Annotated in this window: 25 protein-coding genes and 1 pseudogene; 14 read left to right on the top strand and 12 right to left on the bottom strand. The window is 62.0% G+C overall.

What is annotated here, in order from left to right; all coding sequences use genetic code 11:
* Positions 1 to 22: 22 nt before the first annotated feature.
* Positions 23 to 925, bottom strand: a complete 903-nt coding sequence (hpaA, locus tag NUV89_RS01055) for a 4-hydroxyphenylacetate catabolism regulatory protein HpaA (protein WP_257779974.1) — start codon at positions 923 to 925, stop codon at positions 23 to 25.
* 176 nt (positions 926 to 1,101) lie between these two features.
* Between hpaA and NUV89_RS01050 the strand changes: the two genes are divergently transcribed.
* From NUV89_RS01050 to hpaI, 8 genes are all read left to right on the top strand, one after another.
* Positions 1,102 to 1,776: a fumarylacetoacetate hydrolase family protein gene (locus NUV89_RS01050; protein ID WP_257779973.1), complete on the top strand. Its 675-nt coding sequence runs from the start codon at positions 1,102 to 1,104 to the stop codon at positions 1,774 to 1,776.
* Positions 1,773 to 2,573 carry a fumarylacetoacetate hydrolase family protein gene (locus NUV89_RS01045; protein WP_257779972.1) on the top strand — a complete coding sequence of 267 codons (801 nt, stop codon included), beginning with the start codon at positions 1,773 to 1,775 and terminating at the stop codon, positions 2,571 to 2,573. The genes NUV89_RS01050 and NUV89_RS01045 overlap by 4 nt, the downstream gene beginning before the upstream one ends.
* A gap of 5 nt (positions 2,574 to 2,578) precedes the next feature.
* Positions 2,579 to 4,039, top strand: coding sequence for a 5-carboxymethyl-2-hydroxymuconate semialdehyde dehydrogenase (gene hpaE, locus NUV89_RS01040; protein WP_257779971.1), 1,461 nt, complete (start codon positions 2,579 to 2,581; stop codon positions 4,037 to 4,039).
* 84 nt (positions 4,040 to 4,123) lie between these two features.
* A complete protein-coding gene (gene hpaD / locus NUV89_RS01035; RefSeq protein WP_124524654.1) occupies positions 4,124 to 5,047 on the top strand; it encodes a 3,4-dihydroxyphenylacetate 2,3-dioxygenase in 924 nt (307 codons plus the stop codon).
* 16 nt (positions 5,048 to 5,063) lie between these two features.
* Positions 5,064 to 5,474 carry a 5-carboxymethyl-2-hydroxymuconate Delta-isomerase gene (locus NUV89_RS01030; protein ID WP_257779970.1) on the top strand — a complete coding sequence of 137 codons (411 nt, stop codon included), beginning with the start codon at positions 5,064 to 5,066 and terminating at the stop codon, positions 5,472 to 5,474.
* Positions 5,475 to 5,530: 56 nt separating this feature from the next.
* Entirely contained in the window at positions 5,531 to 6,835 is a 1,305-nt protein-coding gene (locus NUV89_RS01025; RefSeq protein WP_257779969.1) for an MFS transporter, read from the top strand.
* 12 nt (positions 6,836 to 6,847) lie between these two features.
* Positions 6,848 to 7,651 (top strand): 2-oxo-hept-4-ene-1,7-dioate hydratase, encoded by an 804-nt coding sequence (hpaH, locus tag NUV89_RS01020; protein ID WP_257779968.1) that lies wholly within the window; start codon positions 6,848 to 6,850, stop codon positions 7,649 to 7,651.
* 13 nt (positions 7,652 to 7,664) lie between these two features.
* Positions 7,665 to 8,468 carry a 4-hydroxy-2-oxoheptanedioate aldolase gene (gene hpaI, locus NUV89_RS01015; RefSeq protein WP_257779967.1) on the top strand — a complete coding sequence of 268 codons (804 nt, stop codon included), beginning with the start codon at positions 7,665 to 7,667 and terminating at the stop codon, positions 8,466 to 8,468.
* Between the two features lie 56 nt (positions 8,469 to 8,524).
* On the opposite strand, the gene hpaR is transcribed toward hpaI, so the two are convergent.
* Positions 8,525 to 8,947, bottom strand: coding sequence for a homoprotocatechuate degradation operon regulator HpaR (hpaR, locus tag NUV89_RS01010; protein WP_257779966.1), 423 nt, complete (start codon positions 8,945 to 8,947; stop codon positions 8,525 to 8,527).
* Positions 8,948 to 9,172: 225 nt separating this feature from the next.
* Between hpaR and NUV89_RS29875 the strand changes: the two are divergent.
* From NUV89_RS29875 to NUV89_RS01000, 3 genes and pseudogenes are all read left to right on the top strand, one after another.
* Positions 9,173 to 9,460: pseudogene (locus NUV89_RS29875) on the top strand (FAD-dependent oxidoreductase); the annotation flags it as partial.
* A 20-nt stretch (positions 9,461 to 9,480) separates the two neighbouring features.
* Complete coding sequence (locus NUV89_RS01005) at positions 9,481 to 10,470, top strand: NAD(P)/FAD-dependent oxidoreductase (RefSeq protein ID WP_374684453.1); 990 nt, start codon at positions 9,481 to 9,483, stop codon at positions 10,468 to 10,470.
* Positions 10,471 to 10,504: 34 nt separating this feature from the next.
* Positions 10,505 to 10,870, top strand: coding sequence for a cupin domain-containing protein (locus NUV89_RS01000; protein WP_257779965.1), 366 nt, complete (start codon positions 10,505 to 10,507; stop codon positions 10,868 to 10,870).
* Positions 10,871 to 10,923: 53 nt separating this feature from the next.
* Here the strand turns inward: NUV89_RS01000 and NUV89_RS00995 are convergent, their stop codons facing one another.
* The 5 genes from NUV89_RS00995 to NUV89_RS00975 form a co-directional block, all read right to left on the bottom strand.
* Positions 10,924 to 11,520: a TetR/AcrR family transcriptional regulator gene (locus NUV89_RS00995; RefSeq protein ID WP_257779964.1), complete on the bottom strand. Its 597-nt coding sequence runs from the start codon at positions 11,518 to 11,520 to the stop codon at positions 10,924 to 10,926.
* Between the two features lie 27 nt (positions 11,521 to 11,547).
* Positions 11,548 to 12,768 (bottom strand): multidrug effflux MFS transporter, encoded by a 1,221-nt coding sequence (locus tag NUV89_RS00990; protein ID WP_308220182.1) that lies wholly within the window; start codon positions 12,766 to 12,768, stop codon positions 11,548 to 11,550.
* Positions 12,769 to 12,864: 96 nt separating this feature from the next.
* Positions 12,865 to 13,830 (bottom strand): transcriptional regulator FeaR, encoded by a 966-nt coding sequence (gene feaR, locus NUV89_RS00985; RefSeq protein ID WP_257779962.1) that lies wholly within the window; start codon positions 13,828 to 13,830, stop codon positions 12,865 to 12,867.
* 115 nt (positions 13,831 to 13,945) lie between these two features.
* The gene (locus NUV89_RS00980; RefSeq protein ID WP_257779961.1) at positions 13,946 to 14,530 is read right to left on the bottom strand and encodes a DUF3156 family protein; all 585 of its coding nucleotides are present in this window, start codon (positions 14,528 to 14,530) and stop codon (positions 13,946 to 13,948) included.
* A complete protein-coding gene (locus NUV89_RS00975; protein WP_257779960.1) occupies positions 14,511 to 16,010 on the bottom strand; it encodes an APC family permease in 1,500 nt (499 codons plus the stop codon). The genes NUV89_RS00980 and NUV89_RS00975 overlap by 20 nt, the downstream gene beginning before the upstream one ends.
* A 273-nt stretch (positions 16,011 to 16,283) precedes the next feature.
* Here NUV89_RS00975 and NUV89_RS00970 point away from each other — a divergent pair, with 273 nt between their 5' ends.
* On the top strand, positions 16,284 to 17,612 hold the full coding sequence (locus NUV89_RS00970) for an alginate export family protein (RefSeq protein WP_257779959.1): 1,329 nt from the start codon (positions 16,284 to 16,286) through the stop codon (positions 17,610 to 17,612).
* Between the two features lie 39 nt (positions 17,613 to 17,651).
* Here NUV89_RS00970 and NUV89_RS00965 read toward each other — a convergent pair whose 3' ends face one another.
* Positions 17,652 to 18,602, bottom strand: coding sequence for a p-hydroxyphenylacetate 3-hydroxylase reductase component (locus NUV89_RS00965; protein ID WP_257779958.1), 951 nt, complete (start codon positions 18,600 to 18,602; stop codon positions 17,652 to 17,654).
* 68 nt (positions 18,603 to 18,670) lie between these two features.
* Positions 18,671 to 19,840, bottom strand: a complete 1,170-nt coding sequence (locus tag NUV89_RS00960; RefSeq protein ID WP_257779957.1) for a p-hydroxyphenylacetate 3-hydroxylase oxygenase component — start codon at positions 19,838 to 19,840, stop codon at positions 18,671 to 18,673.
* A gap of 305 nt (positions 19,841 to 20,145) precedes the next feature.
* Here NUV89_RS00960 and NUV89_RS00955 point away from each other — a divergent pair, with 305 nt between their 5' ends.
* Together NUV89_RS00955 and NUV89_RS00950 are read left to right on the top strand one after the other, a co-directional pair.
* On the top strand, positions 20,146 to 21,633 hold the full coding sequence (locus NUV89_RS00955) for an aldehyde dehydrogenase family protein (RefSeq protein WP_257779956.1): 1,488 nt from the start codon (positions 20,146 to 20,148) through the stop codon (positions 21,631 to 21,633).
* A gap of 116 nt (positions 21,634 to 21,749) precedes the next feature.
* The gene (locus NUV89_RS00950; RefSeq protein ID WP_257779955.1) at positions 21,750 to 21,986 is read left to right on the top strand and encodes a hypothetical protein; all 237 of its coding nucleotides are present in this window, start codon (positions 21,750 to 21,752) and stop codon (positions 21,984 to 21,986) included.
* Between the two features lie 19 nt (positions 21,987 to 22,005).
* On the opposite strand, the gene NUV89_RS00945 is transcribed toward NUV89_RS00950, so the two are convergent.
* From NUV89_RS00945 to NUV89_RS00935, 3 genes are read right to left on the bottom strand one after another with little or no spacing between them, the layout of a single operon-like run.
* Positions 22,006 to 23,424: an aldehyde dehydrogenase family protein gene (locus NUV89_RS00945; protein ID WP_257779954.1), complete on the bottom strand. Its 1,419-nt coding sequence runs from the start codon at positions 23,422 to 23,424 to the stop codon at positions 22,006 to 22,008.
* Positions 23,425 to 23,438: 14 nt separating this feature from the next.
* Positions 23,439 to 24,746, bottom strand: a complete 1,308-nt coding sequence (locus NUV89_RS00940) for an aminotransferase class III-fold pyridoxal phosphate-dependent enzyme (protein WP_257779953.1) — start codon at positions 24,744 to 24,746, stop codon at positions 23,439 to 23,441.
* A complete protein-coding gene (locus tag NUV89_RS00935) occupies positions 24,743 to 26,260 on the bottom strand; it encodes a serine hydrolase (protein ID WP_257779952.1) in 1,518 nt (505 codons plus the stop codon). The genes NUV89_RS00940 and NUV89_RS00935 overlap by 4 nt, the downstream gene beginning before the upstream one ends.
* Between the last annotated feature and the right edge of the window lie 53 nt (positions 26,261 to 26,313).

The following is a 26,313-nucleotide window of genomic DNA, read 5'->3' as shown; positions in this document are numbered from 1 at the left end:
ACGGAACAGACCGATGCTGGCGCTAGCGCAAACCCGCCTGACGTTGCCGATACTCCCCCGGAGTCATCTGCGCGTAGCGCTGGAAAAACCGACTGAAGTAAGCCGGGTCCTTGAACCCCAGCTGGTAGCAGATTTCGTTGGCCGAACCCCGTGTAAACAGCAACAAGCGCTTGGCTTCCTGCATGACGCGCTCAAGCACCAGGCGCTTGGAGGGCAAGTCGGCGATACGTCGGCACACGTCATTAAGCCTTGCCTCCGTAACGCCTGCGGCCTGCGCATACCGCGCCAATGCCCAGTGCTCAAGGTAGTGGGCTTCGATCAGCTCATTGAAGCGATGGAATATCTGCAAATCCTCATGCCGCGCGGGCGTTGCCTCGAGAGAATTGGCGCACAGCCGCAACAGGCTAATCATGATAAGGCGCGTCAGACTCAACAGCGCCGCACTGTGGCCAGCCGCCGTGTTGTTCATCTCGACGCGCAACTCTTCGAACAAAAACGCCAATCGCCGCGCTTCGCCCTGGTCTTCGGGGGCCAGCCGATCCAACGCAACACAGGCCGCTGCCAATTGCGGGCCCGGCGCCAGGCCAGGGTCACTCTCGATCAATTGCCAGACGAGTTGCTGGCGCACGGTCAACACATGCCCGTCGCTGTCGGCTTCGGTGACAAACGAATGGGGGATCGTCGGCGGCGTGAGGAAAAACATCGGCCCCGACTCCAGGTATTGCTGGTCATCAAGGTAGACACGCACCGCACCGCTTTTGACGTAGTGCACCTGGAAAAAACGATCGTGCCGATGCACCGGCATATTGCGCCCGAAAAAGCCCGCGAGGTTGCCCAGCTTGTCGTAGTGCACCTCGCTGTCGCTGTAGCGCTGGTCGTAGACCTGCCCGATGTTGATGTTGGGGATCGGGTGACGATCGTTCATCTGTCTGTACTCATTATTTTTGTCGGTATCGCCGGTAGCGCAGCTCATGTTGCGCCTGCGAAAAGACTTTCGCCACCGGCATAGGCCTTGACGATCGTTAACATCTTAATTATAACGTTAACACATTAACAATTGAGGCGAGGCCAACCGCGCCCCGCCCCTGCCAGGAGAAAAGCATGAGCCGTGCCTTGCATGACGCTGCGACCGGCACCCTGTTCGGTGTTGCACTGAACTACCAGGGTCTGGTTGATCTGCATCTCGCTCAATTCCACGAAGCGCCGTATAAACAGCCGCCGGTCAAACCGGTGCTGTTTATCAAGACGCCCAATACGCGCAACGGCCACGATCAGGCAGTGGTTTACCCAGCGGGAATCCAACACCTGCAGCCCGGCCCCGCACTGGGTGTAGTGATCGGCAAGGACGCCAGCCGTGTCACTGAGGCACAGGCCCTCGACTACGTGGCCGGCTACACCATCGTCAACGAGTTCAGCCTGCCGGAAGACAGCTACTACCGTCCGGCGGTCAAGGCCAAATGCCGTGATGGTTTTTGCGCAATCGGCCCGGAGCTGATCTCCCGCGACCAAATCAAGAATCCACACGACTTGAGCCTGAAGCTGTTGGTCAACGGCGAACTGCGCCAGGAAAACTCCACGGCAAATTTCGTGCGCAGCCTCCCGCAACTGATCGCTGAAATCACTGAATTCATGACCCTGCACGCCGGTGACGTGTTGATCACCGGCACCCCGGAAGGCCGCGTCGATGTGCTGCCGGGTGACCGGGTCGAAGTGCAGATCAGCGGCCTGGGTAGCCTGGTCAATCACATCGTCGCCGAGCAGGAGGCCACTGTATGAGACACGCACTTATCCGTTTTGAAGGCGCCATTCATGCCGCCACCGTGGAAGGCTACGACAACACCCTGCTCCTCGCCGACGGTCGCCGCCTCCCCGCCAGCGCCGTCGAGTGGCTGCCGCCTGCCACCGGCAGCATGTTCGCCCTGGGCTTGAACTACGCCGACCACGCGGCGGAACTGGCCTTCGCGCCACCGACCGAACCCCTCGCTTTTGTTAAATCCGTGGGCACCTATACCGGCCACGAGCAGATCACCTGGCGCCCGGACAACGTCGCCTACATGCACTACGAGTGCGAGTTGGTGGCGGTCATCGGCAAAGCTGCCCGCAACGTCAAGCGTGAGGATGCCCTTGATTACCTGGCCGGCTACACCCTGTGCAACGACTACGCGATCCGCGACTACCTGGAAAACTACTACCGCCCCAACCTGCGCGTGAAAAACCGCGACGCCACCACCCCGGTCGGTCCCTGGATCGTCGACGTGGCCGACGTGCCCGACGCCTCGAACCTGAAGCTGCGCACCTGGATCAACGGCGAGCTGCGCCAGGAAGGCAGCACAAAGGACATGATTTTCGACATCCCCTACTTGATCGAATACCTGTCCAGCTTCATGACCCTGCAACCGGGCGACATGATCGCCACCGGCACCCCGGAAGGGCTCGCCGATGTAGTGCCGGGCGATGAAGTGATCGTCGAAGTCGAGGGCGTCGGCCGCCTGGTCAACCGGATTGTCAGCGAAGCCGAATTCTTCAAGCAGCAAACTCTCAAGAACAAAAAACTCGCTGAGCAAGAGGCGTGAACAGCATGATCAAGCACTGGATTAACGGCTGCGAAGTCGAAAGCAAAGACGTGTTCGTCAACTACAACCCCGCCACCGGCGAGGCGATTGGTGAGGTGGCCAGCGGCGGCGCCGAAGAAGTCGCACAAGCCGTGGCCGCCGCCAAGGAAGCCTTCCCCAAGTGGGCCAACACCCCGGCCGCACAACGCGCCAAGCTGATGCGCAAACTCGGCGAGCTGATTGAGCAGAACGTGCCGCGCCTGGCCGAGCTGGAAACCCTGGACACCGGCTTGCCGATCCACCAGACCAAGAACGTGTTGATCCCACGCGCCTCCCACAACTTCGATTTCTTCGCCGAAGTGTGCACGCGCATGGACGGCCACACCTACCCGGTCGATGACCAGATGCTCAACTACACCCTGTACCAGCCGGTGGGTGTGTGCGCGCTAGTGTCGCCGTGGAACGTGCCGTTCATGACCGCCACCTGGAAGACGGCGCCGTGCCTGGCGCTGGGCAATACCGCCGTGCTGAAAATGTCCGAGCTGTCGCCGCTCACCGCCAACGAACTGGGTCGCCTGGCTGTCGAGGCCGGCATTCCCAATGGCGTGCTCAACATCATCCAGGGCTACGGCGCGACGGCCGGTGACGCGCTGGTGCGCCATCCTGATGTGCGCGCCATTTCCTTCACCGGGGGTACGGCCACTGGCAAGAAGATCATGCAGACCGCCGGGCTGAAAAAGTATTCGATGGAACTGGGCGGTAAATCGCCCGTAGTGATCTTCGAAGATGCCGACCTGGAGCGCGCACTGGACGCGGCGCTGTTCACGATTTTCTCGTTGAATGGCGAACGCTGCACCGCCGGCAGCCGGGTGTTCATTCAGGAAAGCGTGTACCCGGCCTTCATCGCCGAGTTCGCCGCGCGGGCCAAGCGCCTGATCGTTGGTGACCCGCAAGATCCGCAGACCCAAGTGGGCTCGATGATCACCCAGGCCCACTACGACAAGGTCACCGGCTACATCAAGATCGGTATCGAAGAAGGCGCCACCCTGCTGGCTGGCGGCCTTGAGCGCCCGGCCAACCTGCCCGCACACCTGGCCAAGGGGCAGTTCATCCAGCCCACTGTGTTCGCGGACGTAAACAACAACATGCGCATCGCCCAGGAAGAAATCTTCGGGCCGGTGGTGTGCCTGATCCCCTTCAAGGACGAAGCCGAAGCCTTGCAACTGGCCAACGACACCGAGTACGGCCTGGCCTCCTACATCTGGACCCAGGACATCGGCAAGGCCCATCGCCTGGCGCGTGGCATCGAGGCCGGCATGGTGTTCATCAATAGCCAAAACGTGCGTGACCTGCGTCAGCCGTTCGGTGGCGTGAAAGGCTCCGGCACCGGGCGCGAAGGCGGCCAATACAGCTTCGAGGTGTTCGCCGAGATCAAGAACGTGTGCATCTCGATGGGCAGCCACCACATCCCGCGCTGGGGCGTGTAACCGGACCACCGTGTGCGGCGGGCTTCACTTATATTCGTCGAAGACCGCCGCACAAGCACCCAACAACAAGAAAGGAGCCTCACCATGGGCACGCTGGCATTAGCCGCCAAGATTACCCACGTTCCGTCCATGTACCTCTCTGAGCTGCCCGGCCCACGCCAGGGCTTTCGCCAGGCGGCCATCGACGGCCACTATGAAATTGCGCGCCGCTGCCGCGAACTGGGGGTCGATACCATCGTGGTGTTCGACACGCACTGGCTGGTCAACGCCAATTACCACGTGCTGTGCGGCCCGCATTTCAAGGGGGTGTACACCAGTAACGAACTGCCGCATTTCATCAGCAACATGCCGTACGAGTTCCCCGGCAACACTGAGCTGGGCCTGTTGCTCGCCGAAGCCTGCAACCGTTTCCAGGTCGAGACCATGGCGCACCACGCCACCACCCTCGGCCCGGAGTACGGCACGCTGGTGCCGATGCGCTACATGAACCAGAACCAGGACTTCAAGGTGATCTCCGTGTCGGCCCTGTGCACCTCGCACTATCTGGCGGACAGCGCGCGCCTGGGCTGGGCGATGCGCAAGGCCGTCGAAGATCACTACGACGGCACGGTGGCGTTCCTCGCCAGCGGCTCGCTGTCGCACCGCTTTGCGCAGAACGGCCAGGCGCCGGATTTTGCCACTAAGGTCTGGAGCCCCTTCCTGGAAACCCTCGATCACCGCGTGGTGAAAATGTGGGAGGACGGCGAGTGGCCCGAGTTCTGCGGCATGCTCCCGGAATACGCGGCCAAAGGCCACGGCGAAGGGTTCATGCACGACACCGCCATGCTCCTCGGCGCGCTGGGCTGGAGCGACTATGACGGCAAGGCCGAAGTGCTGACGCCCTACTTCGGTTCCTCCGGCACGGGGCAGATCAACGTGGTGTTCCCGGTGACGCCGCAAGACGGCGCCAACATCCCCCCGGCTCAAGCGGCCAACCCTGGCGCGGTGTTATCCACCAGTCGCCTTTAAGCGCAGGAGACTCGACATGCCGCACCTGGTGCTGCTTTACACCCCCGAGCTGGAGCAAGAGACGGACATGTCCGCGCTCTGCCGTGCCCTGGCCGACACCATGCTGGAACAGCGCGACGAAGCCGGCAAAGCCGTCTTCCCAACGGGCGGCACCCGCGTGCTGGCCTACCCGGCGGCCCACAGCGCGGTGGCCGACGGCAATGGCAACTACGGTTTTTGCTACGCCAACCTGCGCATGGGCAGCGGCCGCAGCCACGCCGTGCACCAGGCCGTCGGCGACAGCCTGCTGGCGGTGCTGCGCGCCCATCTGGAGCCAATCCTCCAGCGCCGCCCGCTGGGCATCACCCTGCAAATCGATGAAAGCGCGGCGCAGGTCTACGACGCCAAGCACAGCAGCCTGCACCCGTTGTTCAACAAATCCAGCTGAGGGCGGCCCGCCGCCCTCCTCCCGTGCCTATCTCATATAAAAAGAAGTACAACATCATGAGCACAGCCAACACTGCCACACAGCCTTTGCGCCATTCGCAAGACAGCACCCACAGCACCATCACCTGGCGGCTGATGCCGCTGTTGCTGGTGTGCTACCTGTTTGCCCACCTGGACCGCATCAACATTGGCTTTGCCAAGATGCAGATGAGTGCCGACCTGCACTTCAGCAATACCGTGTACGGCTTCGGCGCCGGCCTGTTTTTTGTCGCCTATGCCTTGTTTGGCGTGCCCAGCAACCTGGCGCTGGACCGTTTCGGCCCGCGCCGCTGGATCGCGTGCTTGATGGTGGTGTGGGGGATTTTGTCCACCAGCATGCTGTTCGTCAACGATGCCACCGGCTTCTACGTATTGCGCTTTTTGCTCGGTGTGGCGGAAGCGGGGTTCTTCCCGGGCATCCTGGTGTTTCTCAATCGCTGGTACCCGGCGCGCCGACGTGCCCAGGTCACCGCGCTGTTCGCGATTGCCGTGCCGATGGCCGGGGTGATCGGCGGCCCATTGTCGGGCGGCATCCTTGAGGCCTTCCACGACTTCGGCGGACTGCGGGGCTGGCAGTGGATGTTCCTGATTGAAGGCGCACCGGTGGTGCTGCTGGGGCTGGTGGTCCTCAATTGCCTGCCTGACTCTTTTGAAAGCGTGAACTGGCTGACCGATGCACAAAAGGCTCAGCTGCGTGAGCAACTGCACAGCGAAGAGCAACGCAAAGCCATCACCTCGTTTGCCGGCATCCTCAAGGACTCCCAGGTCTGGGTCCTGGTGGCGGTGTATTTCGCCGTCATGCTCGCGGTGAATACCCTGGCGTTCTGGATGCCGTCGCTGATCCACGGCGCCGGGATCGGCAGCGATGGCAAGGTCGGTTTGCTGAGTGCCGTGCCTTACCTGGCGGGCTGTTTTTTCATGATTGCCTGCGGGCGTTCCTCGGACCGTCGCCGCGAGCGCCGCTGGCACTTGCTGGTGCCGCTGTTGATGTCCGCCGCCGGCATTGCCATCGCCGGCCTGCTGCCACACAACCCGCTGCTGGTGATGACGGGCTTGATCGTCGCCGGCATGGGCGCCAGTGCCGCCCTGCCGATGTTCTGGCAACTGCCACCGGCGTTCTTATCCAACTCGACCCAAGCGGCGGGCATCGCCCTGATCAGTTCCTTCGGCAGCATCGCGTCGTTCCTGGCGCCGTACCTGATCGGCTGGATGCGCGACAACACCCAAAGCGCCAGCCTGGCCCTGTATGTCCTCGCGGCCTTTATCACCTTGGGCGCCTTGCTGGTGCTGCGCACCCAGGCCGCCATCGTCAATCCACAGTAAGAGACCCTGAACATGCTTCCTTCCAGCGTGATACAGCAAGCCGCCGCACAACTGGACCAGGCCGAACGCACGGGCGAGCAAGTGCGCCAGTTTTCCCTGGACTACCCCGACATCACCATCGAAGACGCCTATGCCATTCAACGGGCCTGGGTCGAGAAAAAGATCAAGGACGGGCGCAAGCTCGTCGGCCACAAGATCGGCCTGACGTCGCGCGCGATGCAAGTCTCCTCGAACATCAGCGAACCGGACTACGGCGCGCTGCTGGACGACATGATCTTTGACGAAGGCACTGACATCCCGTTCAGCCGTTTTATCGTGCCCCGGGTCGAAGTGGAGCTGGCCTTTATCCTCGGCAAGCCGCTTAAAGGCCCGAACTGCACGATTTTCGACGTCCTCGACGCGACCGAATGGGTCATCCCGGCCCTGGAGATCATCGACGCGCGCATCCAGCAAATCGATCCGCAGACCAAGGCCACGCGCAAAGTCTTCGACACCATCTCCGACAACGCGGCCAACGCCGGTGTGGTCATGGGCGGACGCGCCGTACGCCCGACGGACATCGACCTGCGCAAAGTTCCCGCCGTGCTCTACCGCAACGGCGTGATCGAGGAGTCCGGGGTGTCCGCCGCCGTGCTCAACCACCCGGCCAAAGGCGTGGCCTGGCTGGCAAACAAGCTGGCGCCGTATGACGTCACGCTACAGCCTGGGCAGATCATCCTGGGCGGCTCGTTTACGCGCCCGGTGGCCGCCAATCCCGGCGATACCTTCCATGTCGACTACGACATGCTCGGCTCCATCTCCTGCCGTTTTGTCTGACGAGGAACCTGTCATGGATATGCCGGTAAATCTATTCAAGCAACGCCTGGGCAGCGGCACCGCGCAAATCGGCTTATGGCTGGGCCTGGCGGACGCGTATTGCGCGGAACTGGCGGCCAACGCCGGTTTCGACTGGCTGTTGATTGACGGCGAACACGCGCCCAACGACTTGCGCGGTATGTTGAGCCAGCTGCAAGCGGTGGCGGCCTATGCCAGCCAACCGGTGATTCGCCCGGTGATTGGCGATACGGCGCTGATAAAGCAAGTGTTGGACCTTGGCGCGCAGACCCTGCTGGTGCCCATGGTGGAAAGCGCCGAACAGGCGCGCCAGCTGGTGCGCGCGATGCATTATCCGCCCCAAGGCATTCGCGGTGTTGGCAGTGCACTGGCGCGGGCTTCGCGCTGGAACAGCATCCCCGGGTATCTGGAGTTGGCCAACGCGCAGATGTGCCTGCTGGTGCAGATTGAAAACCCCGAAGGGCTGGCCAACCTCGACGCGATTGCGGCGGTGGACGGCGTCGACGGGGTGTTTATCGGGCCTGCCGACCTCAGCGCCGCCATGGGCCATCGCGGCAACCCGGGCCATCCTGATGTGCAAGCGGCGATTGAGGACGCGATCGTGCGCATTCAACGGGCGGGCAAAGCGGCTGGCATTCTCAGCGCCGACGAAACCCTGGCGCGCCGCTATATCGAACTGGGCGCGGCGTTTGTCGCGGTCGGGGTCGACACCACGGTGCTGATGCGCGGGCTGCAAACCCTGGCGGGGAAATTCAAGGACACGCCGCTGCCAGCCAATGCTGGCGGCGGCGTTTACTAAAACCGCCAACGCCATGTACCCAGACCGCTTGCATGTGAATGCAGCGGTCTTTTTGCTTAACGCTTGATCGCCTTCAGTTCGGTGAGCAAGGCCAGCAAGGTCTGCAGTTTCTCGGCGCCGAAGCGTTCCTGCAGGCGCTGGTAGTTTTGCTCCATGCACTCGCTCATCGACGCAAAACACGCCTGCCCGCCTTCTGCCAACGTCACCAAGACCCGGCGCTGGTCCTGTTCGGCCTTGCGCCGATGCACCAGGCCAGCCGCTTCCATGCGGCTCAGGACACCGGTCATGCTGGGTTTGAGAATGCAGGCCAGGTCGGCCAGGCGATTGGTTTCCAGTTCGCCCTGCTGAGTGAGGATGCGGATAACGCGCCATTGCTGTTCGGTCAGGCCATGTTCATTGAGTGAAGGCCGGAAAAAGCTCATGGCGACTTCGCGTGCTTGCAGCAGATTGAGGGTCAAGGACGGGCGGGGTTTGGACATGCTTCACAGCCAGCTATTTTGTTAATACGTTAACCAACTTATCACAGCCTGCCCAGCCTGTGGCTCTGCATCTGCCAGCTGGCGCGGGCGCTGGCACGCAGGTACAAAAGCGAAGGCAGGCACAGTCAAGACACCTACCGCTCGTTAGGCCCTTAATGTGCGCCATGGAACAGGGCTTGCTAACGCCTTGTCGTGACGTTTTTTTCAATCTATTCAGGCCGCGCCATGATCACTATCGAAACGCCAACCTATTACTCGGCCACCAAAAAATACAACCTCGCCTTCCCGACCCTGGAACAGGACATCGAAGCGCAAGTGGTGATCATTGGTGGCGGTTTTTCGGGCATCAACACCGCGCTGGAACTGGCCGAAAAAGGCATCACCAATATCGTGGTGCTGGAGGCGCGCTACCTCGGCTTCGGCGGCACGGGGCGCAATGGCGGGCAGATCATGGCGGGGATCGGCCACGACCTGGAAAAAATCAAAAGCAGTGTCGGTGAAAAGGCCTGCGCGAGATCTTTGAAATCAGCGAATTGGGCGCGGGCATTATCAAGGATCGCATCGCCAAATATGCCATCGATGCGGACTTCTGCCATGGCTACGGCTACATGGGTTTCAATGCGCGTCAGGCCAAGACACTACGGGCCTGGGAGAAGGATTTCAAATCCATCAATACCCGCGACGAGATCCGCTTCATGGAAGGCAGCGAGGTCAAGCAGATCATCGGCTCCGACGCCTACAGCAGCGCCCTGTTGCACATGGGCGGTGGCCATGTGCATTCCCTCAACTTGCTGCTGGGCGAAGCCAAGGCGGCCTCTGGCCTGGGTGTACGCATCTTTGAACACAGCCCGGCCCTTGAAGTGACCTACGGTGAACAGATCACCGTGCGCACCGGGCGTGGCTCGGTGAAGGCGCAAAAGTTGCTGTGGGCGTGCGACAGCTTCCTCAACAAGCTGGAGCCGGAACTGCACAAAACCACGATCAACACCTACGCGTTCCAGATGATGACCGAGCCTTTGCCCGAAGCGCTGATCCAGCGCATCAGCCCGATTCGCGGGGCCTACAGCGATATCCGCCCGGTGATTGACTACTACCGTGTGACCAATGAGAACCGCCTGCTGTTCGGTGCGGCCACGCCGGTGATCGAGCATATTCCCAAAGACCTCAAGGCGTGGAATCGCCAACTGATGCTGAACATCTTCCCCTACCTCAAGGACGTGAAGATCGACCTCGCCTGGGGCGGACCGATGGCGACGGGCGCCAACCTGTTCCCGCAAATCGGCACGCTGAGCGGGCGCCCGAACGCCTTTTATGTCCAGGGCTACGCGGGCTTCGGCGTCACCCCGAGCCACATTATCTGCAAGGTATTGGCCGAGGGCATGAGCGAAGGCTCGTCACGCTACCACCTGATCAGCTCCGTCAAGCACGCACAAATTCTCGGCAAGGATCATATCCGTCCCTTGATCCTCACGGCCGGCAAAAGCCTTCACCAACTCTCGGGCTACTTCAACGGCCGCCGTTGATTGACCCGCTCACCCGACTCACTGGAGAACTGCCATGACCATCACCACGATTGAGCAACACATCACGCTGTCGGCACTGGATGCCTGGGGCACCGTGGCCGACCTCGGCTCGACCATCCTCGAAGGCGAAGTCAGAGCCTATGGCAAGATGACCTTTGGCGCGCCCACCGACCCGGTCAGCAGCGCCTACTTCGGCACCACCAAGGGCAAGTTCCGCATGGAGTACCCGTTCAACGAGCAAGCCACCGTTGTCACCGGTGAAGTGATCCTCACGGAAGAAGCCACCGGCAAAAGTACGCGTTACGGGGTGGGTGACAGCTGGTTTGTGACCAAAGGCACAGCCGTAGTCTGGGAGATTGTCAGCGAAGAGTTCGTCAAGCACTACTTCGCTGTCGCTTGATCGCATCGCTGTCACTGATTGATGACCACTGCCGAGCTTCGGCAGTGGTTTTTTTATGCCTGCATGGCGGCCATGGCAATCGAGTCTCCGAGGATTCGCCATAAGGCGGCGACGCGGCGGCGGTAGGTTTCTTCGTTACCGTAGATCAGCTCGACGTGCAGGCTGTCGATCAGGCCGATGTACGCGTCCTGGAAGATCCCCAGGTCGGTGGCGTTCAGCGTTGGGTGTTTGGCCTTGAGGCTGATCCCAAACAGTTCTCGCATGCGTTCGAGATAAGCCTCAAAACCTGCACTCACCTGCCCCTTGAGTTCGGCAGGTGGAAAAAACGCCGTGCGCAGCAGAAAGCGCAGCGCCGCTGAAGACTCATAGCGCTGCGCAAGGTGGTCGGTGTACAGCGTGTCGAGACTGACCGAAGCGCTGGCCGTCACGGCAAACCGCTCCTCGAGGTACTGACGTTCGGTGGTCAGTGCCAAATCCAGCACCGCGCTGAACAGGTCATCCTTGCTTTTGAAATGCGCATACAACGACGGCTTGCGCATGCCCGCCAGCACTGCGATGTCGTTGAGTGACGAGGCGTCGTAGCCCCGCTCGGCGAAATGCACCAGGGCGATGTCGCAAATTCTGCCCGCTGAGGGGCTGAGCACTTTCATGTGAATATCCTTGCCAGCAATCTTCTATCAATGATTTAACGCAGTGATCTGATCCGCCTTGCCTTGGCGCACACTGATCCAGGTGAGCACACCCACCGCAACGGCGCACAGCACCAGCAAGCCGCCCCACGCCGTGGCGCCGTGGTTACTCACCAGGCCGGTCAGGGGTGTGGCGCACGCCGAGATCCCCAGTTGAAAGGCCCCCAGCAACGCGGCGGTCGAACCCAGCGCGGTGGTTTGCGAAGACATCACCAGGGTCATCAGCGTGGTTTCGGCGATCCCCACGCCCAGCAACGCAAGCGCCACTCCGGCCACCAGCCAAGACAAACCCAAACCGGCAGCCGCACTGATGCAGGCAATCAAAGCACCCGCGACGATGCAGCAGGCACCCGCCACCGCCATGCGTGCCAGGCCGTATTGGCCTACCCGCTTCGCCGCCAGCGAGGCACCGACCAGGATCGCAATACCGGTTGCGCCGAACAGGGTACCAAACTGGGCAGCGGGCAACCCGAAGTCGTTCTGGTAGATGAACGTCGCCCCGCCGATGTAGGCGAACAGGAAGAAGAACACCGCTGACAGGGCCAGCGCCGGTTGCAGAAAACGCGAGTCCTGGGCGATGCGTGCGTACGTACGGATTGCCCGCTTGAAGTTCAGCGGCTCACGCTTGTGCGCGGGCAACGTTTCGCGCAACACCAGCATGGAGTTCACCGCCACCAACGCGCCCAGGGCCGCCAGCACGACCATCACCGCGCGCCAGCCAAAGTGCACATCAATGTAGCCGCCCAGTGCCGGCGCGATAATCGGCGCCACGCCTTCGATGGTCATCAGCAAGCCAAACAGCTTGGCCGCCTGCACGCCCTGGGTGACATCCCGCACCATGCTCATGATGACCACCAGGGTCAGCGCACTGCCCAGGCCTTGGACGAAGCGCGCCAGCAGCAACCAGTCCAGCGTCGGTGCAGCAGCGGCCACCAGTGCGCTCACGCTGAACAACACCAGCCCGGCGATCAGCGGGCGCCTGCGGCCCCACGCGTCGACGACAGGACCGAACAGCAATTGGCCGAGGCCCATCGCCAGCAGGAACACCGTCAACGTCAACTGGATACTGGCCACGCTGGCCGAATACTCCAGCGCCATCTCCGGCAAGCTGGGCAGGTACATATCGACGGCCGACGGGCCGAGGGCGCCAATGGCACCCAAGGCTATGGCGAATTTCAATGTGGGACTGTTTAAATTGATCGATTTCATCATACGCTCACGACTTGCAACCTACCGGTCGGTAGGGTGAAGTCGTGAGGTTAGCCAATGCCCTGGCGAAAGGTCAAGTCGTTAATCAATTAACAGTTAGGCGGCACCCGCCAACACGCCCGATAGCGCCTGCGCGCGGAAATCCTTGGGCGAGTGTTCGAAGTGCTTTTTGAACGAGCGGCTGAAGTGCGCGGAGTCAGTGAACCCCCACTTATAGGCAATCGAGGTGATCGACTCCGCACGCAGGAAGGGATTGGCCAGGTCCGTGGCGCTGCGCTCAAGCCTGGCGCGCTGGATGTAACGACAGACACTGTCGCCCTCTTCCTCGAACAGCCGGTAAAGATGCCTGACCGAAATTTTCAGCCGCCCCGCCAGGCACGCGGGCGTCAGGTTGGTCTGGGCCAAGGACTCATCGATGACCTTTTGCACATAGCTACGCAGGTTCACGCCGCCGAGCACGGCAGCATCGTTGGCCTTTTCCTCGGCCTGTTCAAACCCGGAAGCCAACAGCAGGATAAACGCACTCTGCAAGGCCTCACCCTCGGCCGCCGCGCTATCGGTGCCGTCGCTGCCCTTGCATGCCTGATCCATCAACAAATGCAGCATGCGCCCGCAGGCTTTGGTCGACGAGATCTTGCCAAAGATTGGCGACACCCCTTTGAGCTGACGCTGCACCTGCGCGCGGGACAAGGACAGCGACACATGCTCGATTAGGCCATGGGGGGCAATGGCGCAAGGGCCGACCGAATCCATCAACATCAGGTCGCCGGGCGCCAACTGGATGGTCACGCCGCCCTGGGTGATGTGGGAATAACCGGTGCGCTGGCTGACCAGGAAGCAGTGTTCGTCGTTGTCGCAATCGGCACGATCACCGTAACGCACGATATTGCCGGCGTTGGTGCGCATATTGGCCAGTGACAATCCACCATGGGACCAGGTGGAAATCTCGCCGATAAACAGCGAACGATTGAACGCCAGTTGGGTTTCGAAACGACCACACAATGCCTGCATGGTGGTGGTCCATTGGTCTAGCCCGTCCCAGGCGGCCTGATGGATGCTCATGAATACCTCCGCACGCGATGCTTATTTTTGTACGCCAATAGTTAACATGTTATCTATAGACGCACAACTGTCGATCTATGCAAAGTACATAAGCACAAGCCATGCCACTCAAGGCCTAAAGCGTCTTGAGCACCTGATGAAGAGCCAAGATGCTCTGCTGCAACAGGCGGGTTTGTTCAATACTCAACGAAATATAGCGGCGAAAAGCCGGCATGCGATTGACCACCTCGCTGCCGCCCATATGCTCCAACGCCACGCTCCAGCCGCCGCGCGTGTATTCAAGGGTGATCGTCTTGAAATCCAGCGGCATCAGCGCGTCACGCAACACTTGGTTCGCACTCAGTTCAAGGGTCAACCAATCGGCAAAGTCCTGCGGCCCTTTGCGCCGGCGGCAGACCAACCCCGTGCGGGTAATGGCCCCCGTGTGGTGCACTTGGTAACACCCCTCGCTCCACGCTGAGGCGGGCGTGTGGAAGCGAAACTCCGTGAGCACCACATGCATCAGCAACTGCGCTTCGGCGCGCTCATGCACCTCGATGAGCGGGCCCTCTGAACCGAACTGAAACTGCGCGCGCACTGGGGCCGAAAACTCAAACGAGGGTTGGCCCAGGTTACGGCGCACACGCTCAAGCGTCGCTCCCGGACGATACCCCGTCGGCGCACGCTGGGCGCCGAACAGCTCAGACAGCCTTGCAAGCATGATCCAGTTCCTCGCACGCCTGAATACCAGGTTCCATGGCGAACTCCTTGGCCAATACATCCTCCACCCGCGCCGGCTTGAAGGGGTTGACCTTCTGCACCACCAACGTCCAGAACAACGCGTACACGGCGGTGCCGCCCAACATCACGCCAAACGGAATGTACACATCCGCCGGGTTCATGCCGGGCGGCGTGATAAACCACATGCCCAACAAAATCCCCGCGCTGGAAACGATCTGCGGCAGCGGAAAGAACGGCGAGCGATAGGCCCGTGGCAGGTCCGGGCGGCGAATCCGCAAGATCACCACCGACAGCGTGACCAGCAGGTAGGCGGTGCTCCAGGCACACACGGCCGCCAGCACCAGATGCAGGATGTTGTCCGCGTTACCGCCCAGGTACCAGGCATGCAGGCACGGAATCAGCATTGCCACGAGGATGCACAACAGCGGCGTCTTGAAGCGTGGATGCAAATAGGTGAACACCTTCGGCAACGCCCCATCCACCGCCATGCCATACAGGATGCGTGGCACGCCGGCCATCAGGGTGTTGATGGTTGCGGCGCCGGCAAACAAAAAGCCGATGCCCAGCCACACCGGGCCGATATCCCCCATGACCTGGGCGGCGAACTTGGGAATCGCCATCGGCGTATCCAGCAAGTGCAGGCCGGTCGCCGGGTCCAGCACCAGGTTTTCCACCTGGCGCTTCATCGCGGCGCCATAAATGAACATGCACGACGCCACGCCCACCAGGCCCAGGAGCATCGCCTTGGGCATGGTCGAGGCGGATTTGCGCAAGTCCGGCGCCAGCGGCGTGACAAACTCACAGCCGACAAACATGAACATGGCCATGCCCACCAGCGACAGGATGGTCATCGGATCGCTGCCCACCAGCGACTCGCCAAACCAGCCGTCCAACTCCACCGCCGGCGCCGCGATCAACCCCAGCACGCCAAACACCATCAGCGTGGTCCACATGCCAAAGGTGAGGATGATTTCCGCACGGCCAAACACGCTGACCCCAAAGGCGTTGAGAATGCCGAAGCTGATCACGAACGCCACCCCCAGCAACCACGAACCACCGGCCGACTCGGCCAGGGTGTTGAGGTGTTCGAAGTTCACCAGCGCCATGACCCCGGACAGGATCGTTTCGGCGGTCCCCGCGAACACATGCACGATCAAGTACGCCGACAACGTCCCGGTGATCGCAAAAAAACGCCCCATGCCACAGTTGATGTAGTCATACACCGAGCCGGTGGTGGGCAAGATCGCCGCCGCTTCGGCAAAGGTGGTGGCCTGGGCCAGCATCATCACCACCGCGATTACCATCGCCACGGCAAAGGCTTTGCCGCCAATGCCAAAGCCCATGGTGGCCGTAAGGATGACCGGGCTGGCCATGATCAGGCCGACCGTGCTGGCCAGTGCGGTAGGAAACCCCACCGATCCGCGATTCAAGTGCTCAGTGAGCTTAGGGTTGCTCGACATTTTTTAATGTCCCTGACGTTAGGTTGGCATAAGTAGCGACAGGCTGATCCTTTCTACAGGAGGCTGGCGTCGCCGCACACCCTCACTGTGCGCCCCTGCTCCATGAGCGTCTTGCCCACGGCTGCCGGCGAATTTGTTGCAGCCTGCCAACGGCGTGCAACTGGCGAGCTGAGTCAAATGGCTGGCACGGTGGTTAAAGACGCCTGGCCCCCATGCCCCCCATTAATGGCGCGCTTGATCTTCAACCGCACATCAACAACAGGGGCAATAACAATGGGGCACACCTCAACTACCCGTTCACTCTCAATGGCCGTCGCGCTGGGGCTGGCCAGCGCTGCGTGCGCCCAGGCCGCACAAGCCTATGAGCTGTATGCCGACAGCGATACGCATATCAACGGCAATTTCCTTGCCGTTTATGGTTTGTTCAACAGCCGCAAGAACTACGACGGCACGACCGGTGGTTCCACCTGGCGCGAAGGGTTCATCAAATATGGCTTGAGCCTGGACCGTACGCTAGGCAGCTACGGCAGCGTGTATGGCACGGCCAACCTGGTCAGCTCGGGCACCTGGGGTGACGGCGATGCCGCGGGCCTGAGCAACGGCAGTGAGCGCACCACAAAATTTGACGAAGCCTTCGCCGGCTGGCGCTCAGGCGAGCTGTTCCCGGCCTTGGGCAACGACGGCGTGGACCTTTCCTTCGGGCGGCAGATCATCCAGCTGGGCAACGGTTTTATCATCAACGATGACGGCTTGAATTTCGGCAAAGGCCCGGCAGACGGCAAGCTCAACCGAGGCGGCGCCTACTACCTCGCCGCCCGCCACGCCTTCGATGAAACCGCAGTATTGCGCCTGGGTGGCAAGGACGGGTTGCACGGCAGTGTCATGTGGATCAAGTCGGACAACCGCGCCCAGGCCAAGACCGAGATGGCCGCCGGCACCCTGGACTACAGCGCAGCCCCCGGCACCCTGGGCCTGACCTACATCCATGGCATCGACGTGGATAAGCGCTACGCCAGCGACTTCCAGCAGCAACGCAAAGGCATGGACATCTACAGCCTGCGCGGCAGCGGGGACGCCGGCATCAAGAACGCCCACTTCGGTTTTGAATACGCCTGGCAAGACAAAGACGCCGGCGCCGAGAAAGCCTGGTACGCCGAAGCGGGCTATACCTTCGCCGATACCCTGTGGAGCCCCGACATCACCTACCGCTACAGCCGCTACTCCGAAGGCTGGGACTCGATGTTCAACGGCTACAGCACCGGCTACGGCACCTGGTTCCAGGGCGAAGTGGCCGCCAACTACGCGGGGCCCTTCAACAGCAACACCGCGATCCAGCATGTGGCGCTCAAGGTGCACCCGCTGGAGAACGTCACGGTGGGCACGTTGTTCTTTGATTATTCAACCACCCACAAGCGCGGCAACCTCGATTTGAGCGGCCGGGAGCTGGATGTGTTTGTCGAGTGGGCGGTCAACGAGCACCTGATAATCACCCCGCTCATTGGCCTCTATAAGCCCAAGCAGGATGAAAACACCGGCGGCAATCAAGTCGGCGGCAACGGCACCAACCTGTACAGCCAGGTGACGGTCGCCGTGCCGTTCTGATCCAGGCAGGGCAACCACCAGGGTTGCCCTGCCCTAGCCTCAGCTGGCAATCACCGCCTTGAGCACGGCCTTGAACGTGTCGATCTGCTCGTCCGAAAACTGCCCGAACACCTTGTCCTGCTGTTCCCGGGCAATGGTCCACAAAGACTCGGTCTCATCCACCCCTTTGACGGTCAGCCGCACACGCTCGTTATCGTCGACCACCAGGCCCTTGCGCTTCAGATTAGCCACCGCTTCTTCAATTTCACGCACCGGCATCGCCACTTCACGCTGCAACTGGTTGAGATCGAGCCCGGCGTCATTTTCCAGCACCATCAACATCCGCGCTTCACTGGTGCGCAACCCGGTGGACAGCTGACGCGGCTGGTAGCTGGCCTGATACGCCCGCAACGCCTGGGTCATCAGGTAGTAGAGGTTATGGCTCAGGCGCCCCTGGAAATGGCTGCTCGGCGGCTGGCCTTCGTCGCGCTTGGTCATGCGCGTGTGGGGCAGCACCATCGAATAGGCGCCCTGGTGATACAGCAGGGGCGAACGGCCGAAATCGTCAAACGCCACCACTTTGCCGATCATGATCCAGTGGTCGCCACCGTCGACCTGCTGGAACTTTTCACAGTGAAAACGCGCCGAGCAGTCCGCAAACACCGGCGCACCGCCCTCCCCCGGTTCGAATTCAATTTCGGCGAACCGGTCATCCTTGGGCCGCGCAAAATTATTCGACAAGTCGATCTGATCGGCCGCGAGCACGTTGACGGCGAAGTGGCTGGCCTCTTCAAACACCTCGTGGCTGTTGGAGCGCTTGTCGATGCTCCACAAGATCAACGGCGGGTCCAGGGACACCGAGTTGAAGCTGTTGGCCGTCACGCCGACTTTACGCCCGCTGGCGGTGGCCGCTGTCACCACCGTGACACCGGTGGCGAAGTTGCCCAAGGCACGGCGAAACGCGCGCGCGTCGAAGGGGTTGGCGGGTTGGGATGCAAGGACTTCAGACATGAAAAACTCCCGGGCTGGCCCACGGACCAGCCCTGCTTGTTGTTATGGGGATAGCGCTACGGCGGGGCTCAGACCATCGAAGGATCGGGCTCAAGCCCCATCAACTCGCGCCCGAGGATCTGCGCGCACACGTCATAGTCGGTGTAGGCATGCGCACCGGTGAGGTGGGCATCGCGGAACAGGCGTTGCAGCTCGTTGCTTTCAAACCAGGCGCCACCGCCGGCAGCTTCCATCAAGCGGTCCACGGCCTGGATACACATCTTGGTGGCGTAACCCTGGTTGGTTCGCCAGAACGCCAGGGTTTCACGGCTCGGGTACCGGTGCTGCTCGCTGTACCAGGCGATTTCGTTCCAGCTTTTTTCCAGTAAGGCGCGGGCTGCGGCGACCTGGTGTGTGGACTCGGCCAGGCGCATCAATGCCGGCGTGGCGGCGCCCACTGCTGCACCGGTGTAGGCGCGCACGCGGGTTTTGGTTTTTTCGCGGAACACCTCCAGCGTGCGCTCGGCGATCCCCAGGCTGACGGTGGAAAAGCCGCTGGCAAAATACGGCCGGTACGGCGCGAAGAAGATCCTGCTGTCCGGGTAGAGACCGAAGCCTGCGGATTTGCCTTCCATCATGTCCTTGGCTTTCTGGATGCGGTGCTCGGGCACAAAAGCATCCTTGACGATCAACGTCTTGCTGCCGCTGCCGCGCATGCCTACCGCATACCAGTCATCACGGATCGCGTAATCGCTGCGGGGCAATACGGCGAAGCAATAGTCCTGGCTGCCCTCGGCGTTTTTGCGGCGAAAGCCCATGATCGCCCACTCCGCGTGATCGCACCCCGAACTCCAGCCCATTTCGCCGCTGAAGGTCACCCCGCCCTCGACTTCCTCGGTGCGGCCGAACGGCGCAATGCTGCTGCTGGCGGTGGCATCCGGGTCATCGCCCCATACCTCATCCTGCAAGGTCGACGGGAACATCGCCAATTGATGGCTATGGGTGCACAGCAGGCTCATCGCCCAGGCGGTACTGGCGCAGGACGCGGCCAGCAGCGCGATGCAATCGGCAAACTGGGGCAGGGAAATTTCCAGGCCGCCGTACTTTCGTGGTTGCAGCGCATGGTGCATGCCGATGCTTTTGAGCAGGGCGATATTCTCGGCGGGAACACTGCGATCCTTCTCGGCCGCAAAGGCGTTGGCAGCGATGGCCGGCAACACGGCCTTGAGGTCTTCGAGCAGAGGATTGGGCTTTTTCATGGCGTGGCTCTTTATTATTGGAGGTGAGCGCCTCCCGTGCCGAACAGCCACGGTTGTCAGGAAAACCGTGGCGCCTGGCCAGGAACGCTGAAACATACCGGGCCAGTATGGGTCGCGCAAAAGCCGGGGAAAATGCACGTTCCACGTAGAAGATTGTACTTTTCATAGCGTGCAAGTTGGCAGGCTCAGTCATGCCCGTGACACGCACAGTCAAGATAAACGGCGGCGCCCAGCGTACTTTCCCTTGTCAATGCCTGCGCCTACAGAGCGGCACTGTCACCTGCTGGATTATTGGAGCCTGCCCCATGAGCGATATCCCACTGCTTCCCTGCGTCAGCCAGTTTCTCGGGCGTGATCACGGCCTGTACATCGATGGCGGCTATGTCGCCAGCAGCAGCCACGCCAAACTCAAGGTCATCAACCCGGCCAACGGCGAAGCTATCGCGCAGGTCAGCGATGCGGCCCAAAGCGATGTTGATCGTGCCGTCGAATCCGCCAACCGGGGTTTCAAGACCTGGTCCAACACCAGCCCGGCAGCACGCGCGGCGGTGCTGTTCAAGCTCGCCGACCTGCTGGAGCAACACCGCGAGGAACTGGCGCAGATCGAAACCTGCCAATCCGGCAAACTCATCCACATCGCCCGCGCATTCGAAGTCGACCAGGCCGCCCATTTCCTGCGCTACTACGCCGGCTGGGCGACCAAAATCACCGGCGAGACCATCACCCCGTCACTGCCTTCCTTCGCGGGGGAACGCTACACCGCCTTCACCCTGCGCGAGCCCGTCGGCGTGGTGGTGGGCATTGTGCCGTGGAACTTCTCCACCATGATCGCCATCTGGAAACTGGCCTCGGCCCTGACCACCGGTTGCAGCGTAATCATCAAGCCGAGTGAATTCACCCCGCTGACGATCCTGCGCATCGCCGAACTGGCCAGCGACGCCGGCCTGCCACCCGGCGCCTTGAACGTGGTGACCGGCAGCGGCGCTGTGGGCAAAGCGCTGATCGAGCATCCGGGCACTGATAAAGTCTCCTTCACCGGCTCCGTGCCCACCGGGATTGCCGTGGGCAAAGGCGCGATGGACGCCAAGCTGACCCGTGCCACCCTGGAGTTGGGCGGCAAGAACTCGGCGGCGTTCCTGCGCGACATCGACCTGGATAAAGCCGCCGACGGCATCATCGAAGCCGGCTTCCTGCACTCGGGCCAGATCTGCGCCGCCGCCGAGCGTTTTTTTGCCCACCGCTCGCAGATCGAACCCCTGATGGACAAACTCGCCCAGCGCCTGGCCACCTTGAAGATCGGCTCGCCGCTGGATGAAACCACCCAGTTCGGCCCGGTCACCAACAAACAGCATCAACACAAACTGGCCGGCTTTTTTGCGACGGCACGCGCGCAAAACAACAGGATTGTCTACGGCGGCAACCTGATCGAGGGGCCCGGCTGCTACGTCGAACCCACGGTCATTCTCGCCAACGACGTCAACGACAGCTTGCTCAACGAAGAAACCTTTGGCCCCATCGCGACGTTCTTCCCGTACGACACCGAAGAAGAACTGCTGCACCTGATGAACAACACACCCTACGGCCTCAGCGCCAGCCTGTGGACCAACGACCTGTCCAAGGCCCTGCGCCTGGTGCCGCAAATCCAGGCCGGTACGGTGTGGGTCAACATGCACACCCTGCTCGACCCGGCAGTGCCCTTTGGCGGCATCAAGTCATCGGGGATCGGCCGCGAGTTTGGCGCGGCGTTCATCGACGATTACACGGAACTGAAATCGGTGATGATTCGCTACTGAGTTGAAAGTACCGATTTGCAAGCGCAGGGGCGCCTACGTGATACTTGCGCGATGACACTCAACGACCCTATAAAAACCACTCGCCTGCAGGCTGCTCCAGAGCAGAGGTTTCCCTGATGCCGTCGGCACTCGATAACCCGGCGGCGCAAAACCAGAGCTTCTGGAAAAAGGCCTCGGGTTATGCCCTCCTGGCCTTCCTGGTGGCGTTTTCCAACGGCACCGACCTGACGTGTCTTGCCGAGGGGTTATCGAACCGAAAGCGGGTCTTCAGTCCTGGCTTCATTGCGGTGTGCGTATTTGTGGCCTTGGTTGAGCTGATCCTGCTGAACCACTTCTACGGCACACGCCACTGAACCTCGACCCGCGTTGTCGCTAGTACCCAAACAGCGACTTGCTCTCCAGGTACTCGTCAAACCCCACCTCGCCCCATTCACGGCCATTGCCCGACTGCTTATAACCGCCAAACGGCGCAGCCTGGTCGGCCCGTGCGCCGTTGAGGTGGACCATGCCGGTGCGCAATTGGCGCGCCACCGCGCGGCTGCGTTCCAGGCTCAACGAGGTGACATAGCCCGATAAGCCATACGGGCTGTCATTGGCGATGGCAATCGCTTCGGCTTCGCTGTCGTACGGCATGATCGCCAGCACCGGGCCGAAGATTTCCTCACGTGCGACCAACATGGCCGGCGTGACGTCGGCAAATACCGTCGGTTTCACGTAGTACCCGCGCTCGATCCCTTGGGGCCGGCCCAACCCGCCGGCGACCAACCGCGACCCTTCGGCGATGGCCTCAGCGATCATCGCCTGGACCCGCTCGAACTGCATGACGTTCGCCACCGGGCCGACGGCCGTGAGCGGGTTGCTGTCGTCATGACACACCTGGGCCAGCACTTCCTGGGCAATCTCGATCACCGCCCCTTGCTGCTGGCGCGGCACCAGCAGGCGCGTCGGCGCGTTGCACGACTGGCCGCTGTTGCGCATACAGCCCAACACCGCGTGGCGTACGGCACTTGGCAGGAACGCATCGTCGAGGAGGATATTCGCCGACTTGCCGCCCAATTCCTGGGACACGCGCTTCACTGTATCCGCCGCCGCCTTGGCCACTGCGACGCCGGCGCGTGTGGAGCCGGTGAAGGACACCATGTCCACATCAGCGTGGCTCGCCAGCGCCGCGCCCACACCAGGGCCGTCGCCATGCACCAGGTTGAACACCCCCTTCGGCACCCCGGCCTCGTGCAGCACTTGCGCGATGATCTGCGCAGACAGCGGCGCACGCTCGCTGGGTTTGAGCACCACCGTGCAACCCACCGCCAGCGCGGGCGCCAGCTTGCAGGTGAGTTGGTTGAGGGGCCAGTTCCACGGCGTAATCAGCGCGCACACGCCAATCGGCTCGCGCACCACCAGTGTGTTGCCCAGGCGCCGCTCGAAGCGGTAGTCGCGCAACACATCCAGCGCCTGCACCAGATGGCCAAGGCCTGCCGGCACATGGGCGCTGCGGGCCAGGGACAGCGGCGCGCCCATCTCCAGGTGCACCGCTTCGATCAACGCTTCGCTGTGACGCTTGTAGGCTTCGATGATGGCTTGCAGCAGGTCGATGCGCGTCTGCAACGAGGTCGCTGCGAACTCAGGGAAGGCTCGCCTGGCGGCACTGACGGCGCGATTCACATCCTCGCCATCGCCGAGCATCACGCGGCCAATCACCTGTTCGGTGGACGGGTTCACCACCGCTTCGATGCTGCTGCCGTGGGGTTTTACCCAAGCACCGTCGAGGTAGAACTCAAACAGATCCGACATGCCATGAACTCCCTTCACGCAACATGACCCAAGGCGCCCGCCAAGGTGTCGAACACCTGGGCGATCTCCTGCGGGCTGATGACCAGCGGTGGCGAAATTACGATGGTGTCGCCCGAGCCACGCACCAGCACGCCGTGGTCGAAGCACCATTGTGCAACCTCACTGCCCCGCGCGCCGGCCGCACCGGGGCGCGGTTCCAGTTCGACGGCGCAGAGCAGGCCGAGGGTGCGCACGTCCAGCACCGGGCCAACGTCGCGCAAGGCCAGCGCAGCCGACTGCCACAGCCCGCTGACGGCGTTGACGTGTTGATTGATGCCCAGCTCGCGATGCACCTCGATGGTTGCCAACCCGGCCGCACACGCCAGCGGGTGCGCCGAATAGGTGTAGCCGTGCATCAGCTCGATCACGTTGGCGGGGCCCGCCATGAACGCCTCATACACCGCTGCGCTGACCAACACGCCGCCCATGGGCACGGCGCCATTGGTCAAGCCCTTGGCGGTGGTTATCAAGTCCGGCGTCACGCCAAAGGCTTGCGCAGCAAAGCTATCGCCGACGCGGCCAAAGCCGGTAATGACTTCGTCGAAAATCAGCAGCACACCGTGGCGCGTGCAGATCTCCCGCAGGCGCTGCAAATAGCCCTGGGGCGGCGGGTACACGCCACCGGAGCCGGTCACTGGCTCGACGATCACGGCGGCGACGGTGCTGGGGTCCTGGATGTCGAGTAGTTGCGTCAGCGCATCGGCATAACTGGCGCCGTGCTCAGGCTGGCCGGCGCTGAAACGCATGCTCGCGTCGTACGGCAGCGGCAGGTGCGACACCTCCCCCAGCAGCGGGCCAAAGTCGCGTTTCTGCCGACCAATGCCGGACACCGACAGCCCACCGAACCCCATGCCGTGATAACCCTTGGCCCGCCCGATCAGCTTGGTCCGGCGGCAATCGCCCCGCGCCTGGTGATAGGCCCGGGCGATCTTCAACGCGGTGTCCACCGCCTCGGAACCCGAGTTGGTGAAGAACACCTGTTCCATGCCCGCCGGGCTGATCTCGATCAACCGCTCGGCCATCTCCAGGGCTTGCGGGTGGCTCATCTTGAAGGACGAGACAAAGTCCAGGCGCCCCGCCGCTTCGCGAATCGCTTCGACGATCTTCGGCTGGCCATGCCCGGCATTCACGCACCACAGCCCGGCCATCGCGTCCAGCACACGGCGCCCATCGGTGGTGGTGTAGTGCATGCCATCGGCACTGGCGAACATCATCGGTTGTTGCTGGAACTGACGCATCGGGGTGAACGGCGCCCAGAAGGCCGGGTTGGAAATAGTGGTCATAGGTGCTCCTGCAAAACGGTGGTCTGATGGCCGATCAGCGTCGGGCGCTGCAACGGGCCGGCGTTAACGTTGACGCTGCGGTCCACCCACAAGGTGCCGCCTTCGACACGGCACGTGACCTGGTCACAAAACGCCGTCTCGACAAACTGCCAGGTCATGTTCAGCACGCCGTCTTCACGCCAGCGCGCCTGTGCCACCACCGGGGTGATGTCCGGTTGGTATTGGTGGTGCAGGTAGTGGCCGGTCATGCCGGTCTGGCTTTCGATGGCGTCCACCAGCCCGGCGCGGATGCAATGGGTGCCACGGGGATCGGTGAGGTAGAAATCGCAATAGTCAGGGCCGAACGCCAGGCGCACCTGGCTGACCTGGTCTTCATTGGCCTGCATCACGAACGTGCCGCTGAACTCCGCCTGACGTGGCGAACGCGACGCCCCCGTCAGGGCCGGCCGCCGCTGGTTGGCCAACAGGCGCGCCAACTCGGCATCCGCCGCGCCATCGGTGGGCACGCCCAGCGCGGGCAGCAGGTGTTCCCAGAGCAGGCTGTGCAAGCGCCGCTCGCCCAGGGGCAAGCCTGCAGTAAACGCAATCACGGCGTTATGCCGGGGCAAGACGATGCACTGTTGGCCGAACACACCGGAGGCGTAATAACCGCCGTGCAAGGTCATCCACCACTGGTAGCCGTAGCCTTCGCGGCGGGTGACGGCGGCGTCGCTGGATTCATCGCGGCCCAGGTAGCGCTTGCCATCGAAGGCGCCCATCCACACATCATCGACGTGGCCACGGGTGGCTTCAGCTACCCATTCGCGGGACAGCAATGGCTGCCCGTCCCATTGGCCTTGCTGCAAATGCAGCACGCCAAACTTGAGCAAATCTTCGGTGCTGCAACTCAACCCATTGCCACCGGTGTTGAAGCCGCCAGGGGCGAGGTCCCACTCAATCGGGCCCATGCCCATAGGTTGGAAAATACGCGCGTTGCACAGCGCAAATGCCGTCTGGCCGCTGACCACACTGACGATGGCCGAGAGCATGAAACTCGACGCACTGCTGTAGATGAACCTTTCCCCTGGCCGATCTTCCACCGGTTCATTGAGGAACAACCTGACCCAACTGTCACTGCGCCCGCGCCAGGCGCCACCGGAAATGCCTTGGCGGTGCCCGGTGCGCATGGTCAGCAGATCGCGCACGGTCATGGCCGCGAGGTTGGCGCTGATGACGGCCGGACAATCGCCGGGAAAAAAGTCCACCACCTTGGCGTCCAGCGACAGCACGCCGTCATCCACCAACAACCCGACGGCCATGGCCACCCAGCTCTTGGTCGCCGAATGCTGGACATGCAGGCGCTCGGCGCGATACGGCGCCCAAAACGCCTCGGCCACCACCGCGCCGTCGCGGTAGAGCATAAAACTGTGCAACTCCAGGCCCGCCGCGTTCACCGCTTCGATGAAGTCACTGACGCCCCGCGCCGATACACGTTGTTGGCTAGGCAGTGCCCGGCGCAACGGCAAACTTGTCATTTGATCTATCCCTTAATGTGCACTGCTTGGGCGTGCAACAGGCTGACCCTGTT

The organism is Pseudomonas sp. 18.1.10, assembly GCF_024655625.1.
Taxonomy (GTDB): domain Bacteria; phylum Pseudomonadota; class Gammaproteobacteria; order Pseudomonadales; family Pseudomonadaceae; genus Aquipseudomonas.
Note: the sequence above shows the minus strand (reverse complement) of the source record. Positions and strands in the feature narration are given on the sequence as shown.

What these genes read in the sequence shown, in the direction of transcription:
- hpaA (WP_257779974.1), bottom strand. Translation starts at nt 925, where the DNA reads ATGAACGATCGTCACCCGATCCCCAACATCAACATCGGGCAGGTCTAC.
- NUV89_RS01050 (WP_257779973.1), top strand. Translation starts at nt 1,102, where the DNA reads ATGAGCCGTGCCTTGCATGACGCTGCGACCGGCACCCTGTTCGGTGTT.
- NUV89_RS01045 (WP_257779972.1), top strand. Translation starts at nt 1,773, where the DNA reads ATGAGACACGCACTTATCCGTTTTGAAGGCGCCATTCATGCCGCCACC.
- hpaE (WP_257779971.1), top strand. Translation starts at nt 2,579, where the DNA reads ATGATCAAGCACTGGATTAACGGCTGCGAAGTCGAAAGCAAAGACGTG.
- hpaD (WP_124524654.1), top strand. Translation starts at nt 4,124, where the DNA reads ATGGGCACGCTGGCATTAGCCGCCAAGATTACCCACGTTCCGTCCATG.
- NUV89_RS01030 (WP_257779970.1), top strand. Translation starts at nt 5,064, where the DNA reads ATGCCGCACCTGGTGCTGCTTTACACCCCCGAGCTGGAGCAAGAGACG.
- NUV89_RS01025 (WP_257779969.1), top strand. Translation starts at nt 5,531, where the DNA reads ATGAGCACAGCCAACACTGCCACACAGCCTTTGCGCCATTCGCAAGAC.
- hpaH (WP_257779968.1), top strand. Translation starts at nt 6,848, where the DNA reads ATGCTTCCTTCCAGCGTGATACAGCAAGCCGCCGCACAACTGGACCAG.
- hpaI (WP_257779967.1), top strand. Translation starts at nt 7,665, where the DNA reads ATGGATATGCCGGTAAATCTATTCAAGCAACGCCTGGGCAGCGGCACC.
- hpaR (WP_257779966.1), bottom strand. Translation starts at nt 8,947, where the DNA reads ATGTCCAAACCCCGCCCGTCCTTGACCCTCAATCTGCTGCAAGCACGC.
- NUV89_RS01000 (WP_257779965.1), top strand. Translation starts at nt 10,505, where the DNA reads ATGACCATCACCACGATTGAGCAACACATCACGCTGTCGGCACTGGAT.
- NUV89_RS00995 (WP_257779964.1), bottom strand. Translation starts at nt 11,520, where the DNA reads ATGAAAGTGCTCAGCCCCTCAGCGGGCAGAATTTGCGACATCGCCCTG.
- NUV89_RS00990 (WP_308220182.1), bottom strand. Translation starts at nt 12,768, where the DNA reads ATGAAATCGATCAATTTAAACAGTCCCACATTGAAATTCGCCATAGCC.
- feaR (WP_257779962.1), bottom strand. Translation starts at nt 13,830, where the DNA reads ATGAGCATCCATCAGGCCGCCTGGGACGGGCTAGACCAATGGACCACC.
- NUV89_RS00980 (WP_257779961.1), bottom strand. Translation starts at nt 14,530, where the DNA reads ATGCTTGCAAGGCTGTCTGAGCTGTTCGGCGCCCAGCGTGCGCCGACG.
- NUV89_RS00975 (WP_257779960.1), bottom strand. Translation starts at nt 16,010, where the DNA reads ATGTCGAGCAACCCTAAGCTCACTGAGCACTTGAATCGCGGATCGGTG.
- NUV89_RS00970 (WP_257779959.1), top strand. Translation starts at nt 16,284, where the DNA reads ATGGGGCACACCTCAACTACCCGTTCACTCTCAATGGCCGTCGCGCTG.
- NUV89_RS00965 (WP_257779958.1), bottom strand. Translation starts at nt 18,602, where the DNA reads ATGTCTGAAGTCCTTGCATCCCAACCCGCCAACCCCTTCGACGCGCGC.
- NUV89_RS00960 (WP_257779957.1), bottom strand. Translation starts at nt 19,840, where the DNA reads ATGAAAAAGCCCAATCCTCTGCTCGAAGACCTCAAGGCCGTGTTGCCG.
- NUV89_RS00955 (WP_257779956.1), top strand. Translation starts at nt 20,146, where the DNA reads ATGAGCGATATCCCACTGCTTCCCTGCGTCAGCCAGTTTCTCGGGCGT.
- NUV89_RS00950 (WP_257779955.1), top strand. Translation starts at nt 21,750, where the DNA reads ATGCCGTCGGCACTCGATAACCCGGCGGCGCAAAACCAGAGCTTCTGG.
- NUV89_RS00945 (WP_257779954.1), bottom strand. Translation starts at nt 23,424, where the DNA reads ATGTCGGATCTGTTTGAGTTCTACCTCGACGGTGCTTGGGTAAAACCC.
- NUV89_RS00940 (WP_257779953.1), bottom strand. Translation starts at nt 24,746, where the DNA reads ATGACCACTATTTCCAACCCGGCCTTCTGGGCGCCGTTCACCCCGATG.
- NUV89_RS00935 (WP_257779952.1), bottom strand. Translation starts at nt 26,260, where the DNA reads ATGACAAGTTTGCCGTTGCGCCGGGCACTGCCTAGCCAACAACGTGTA.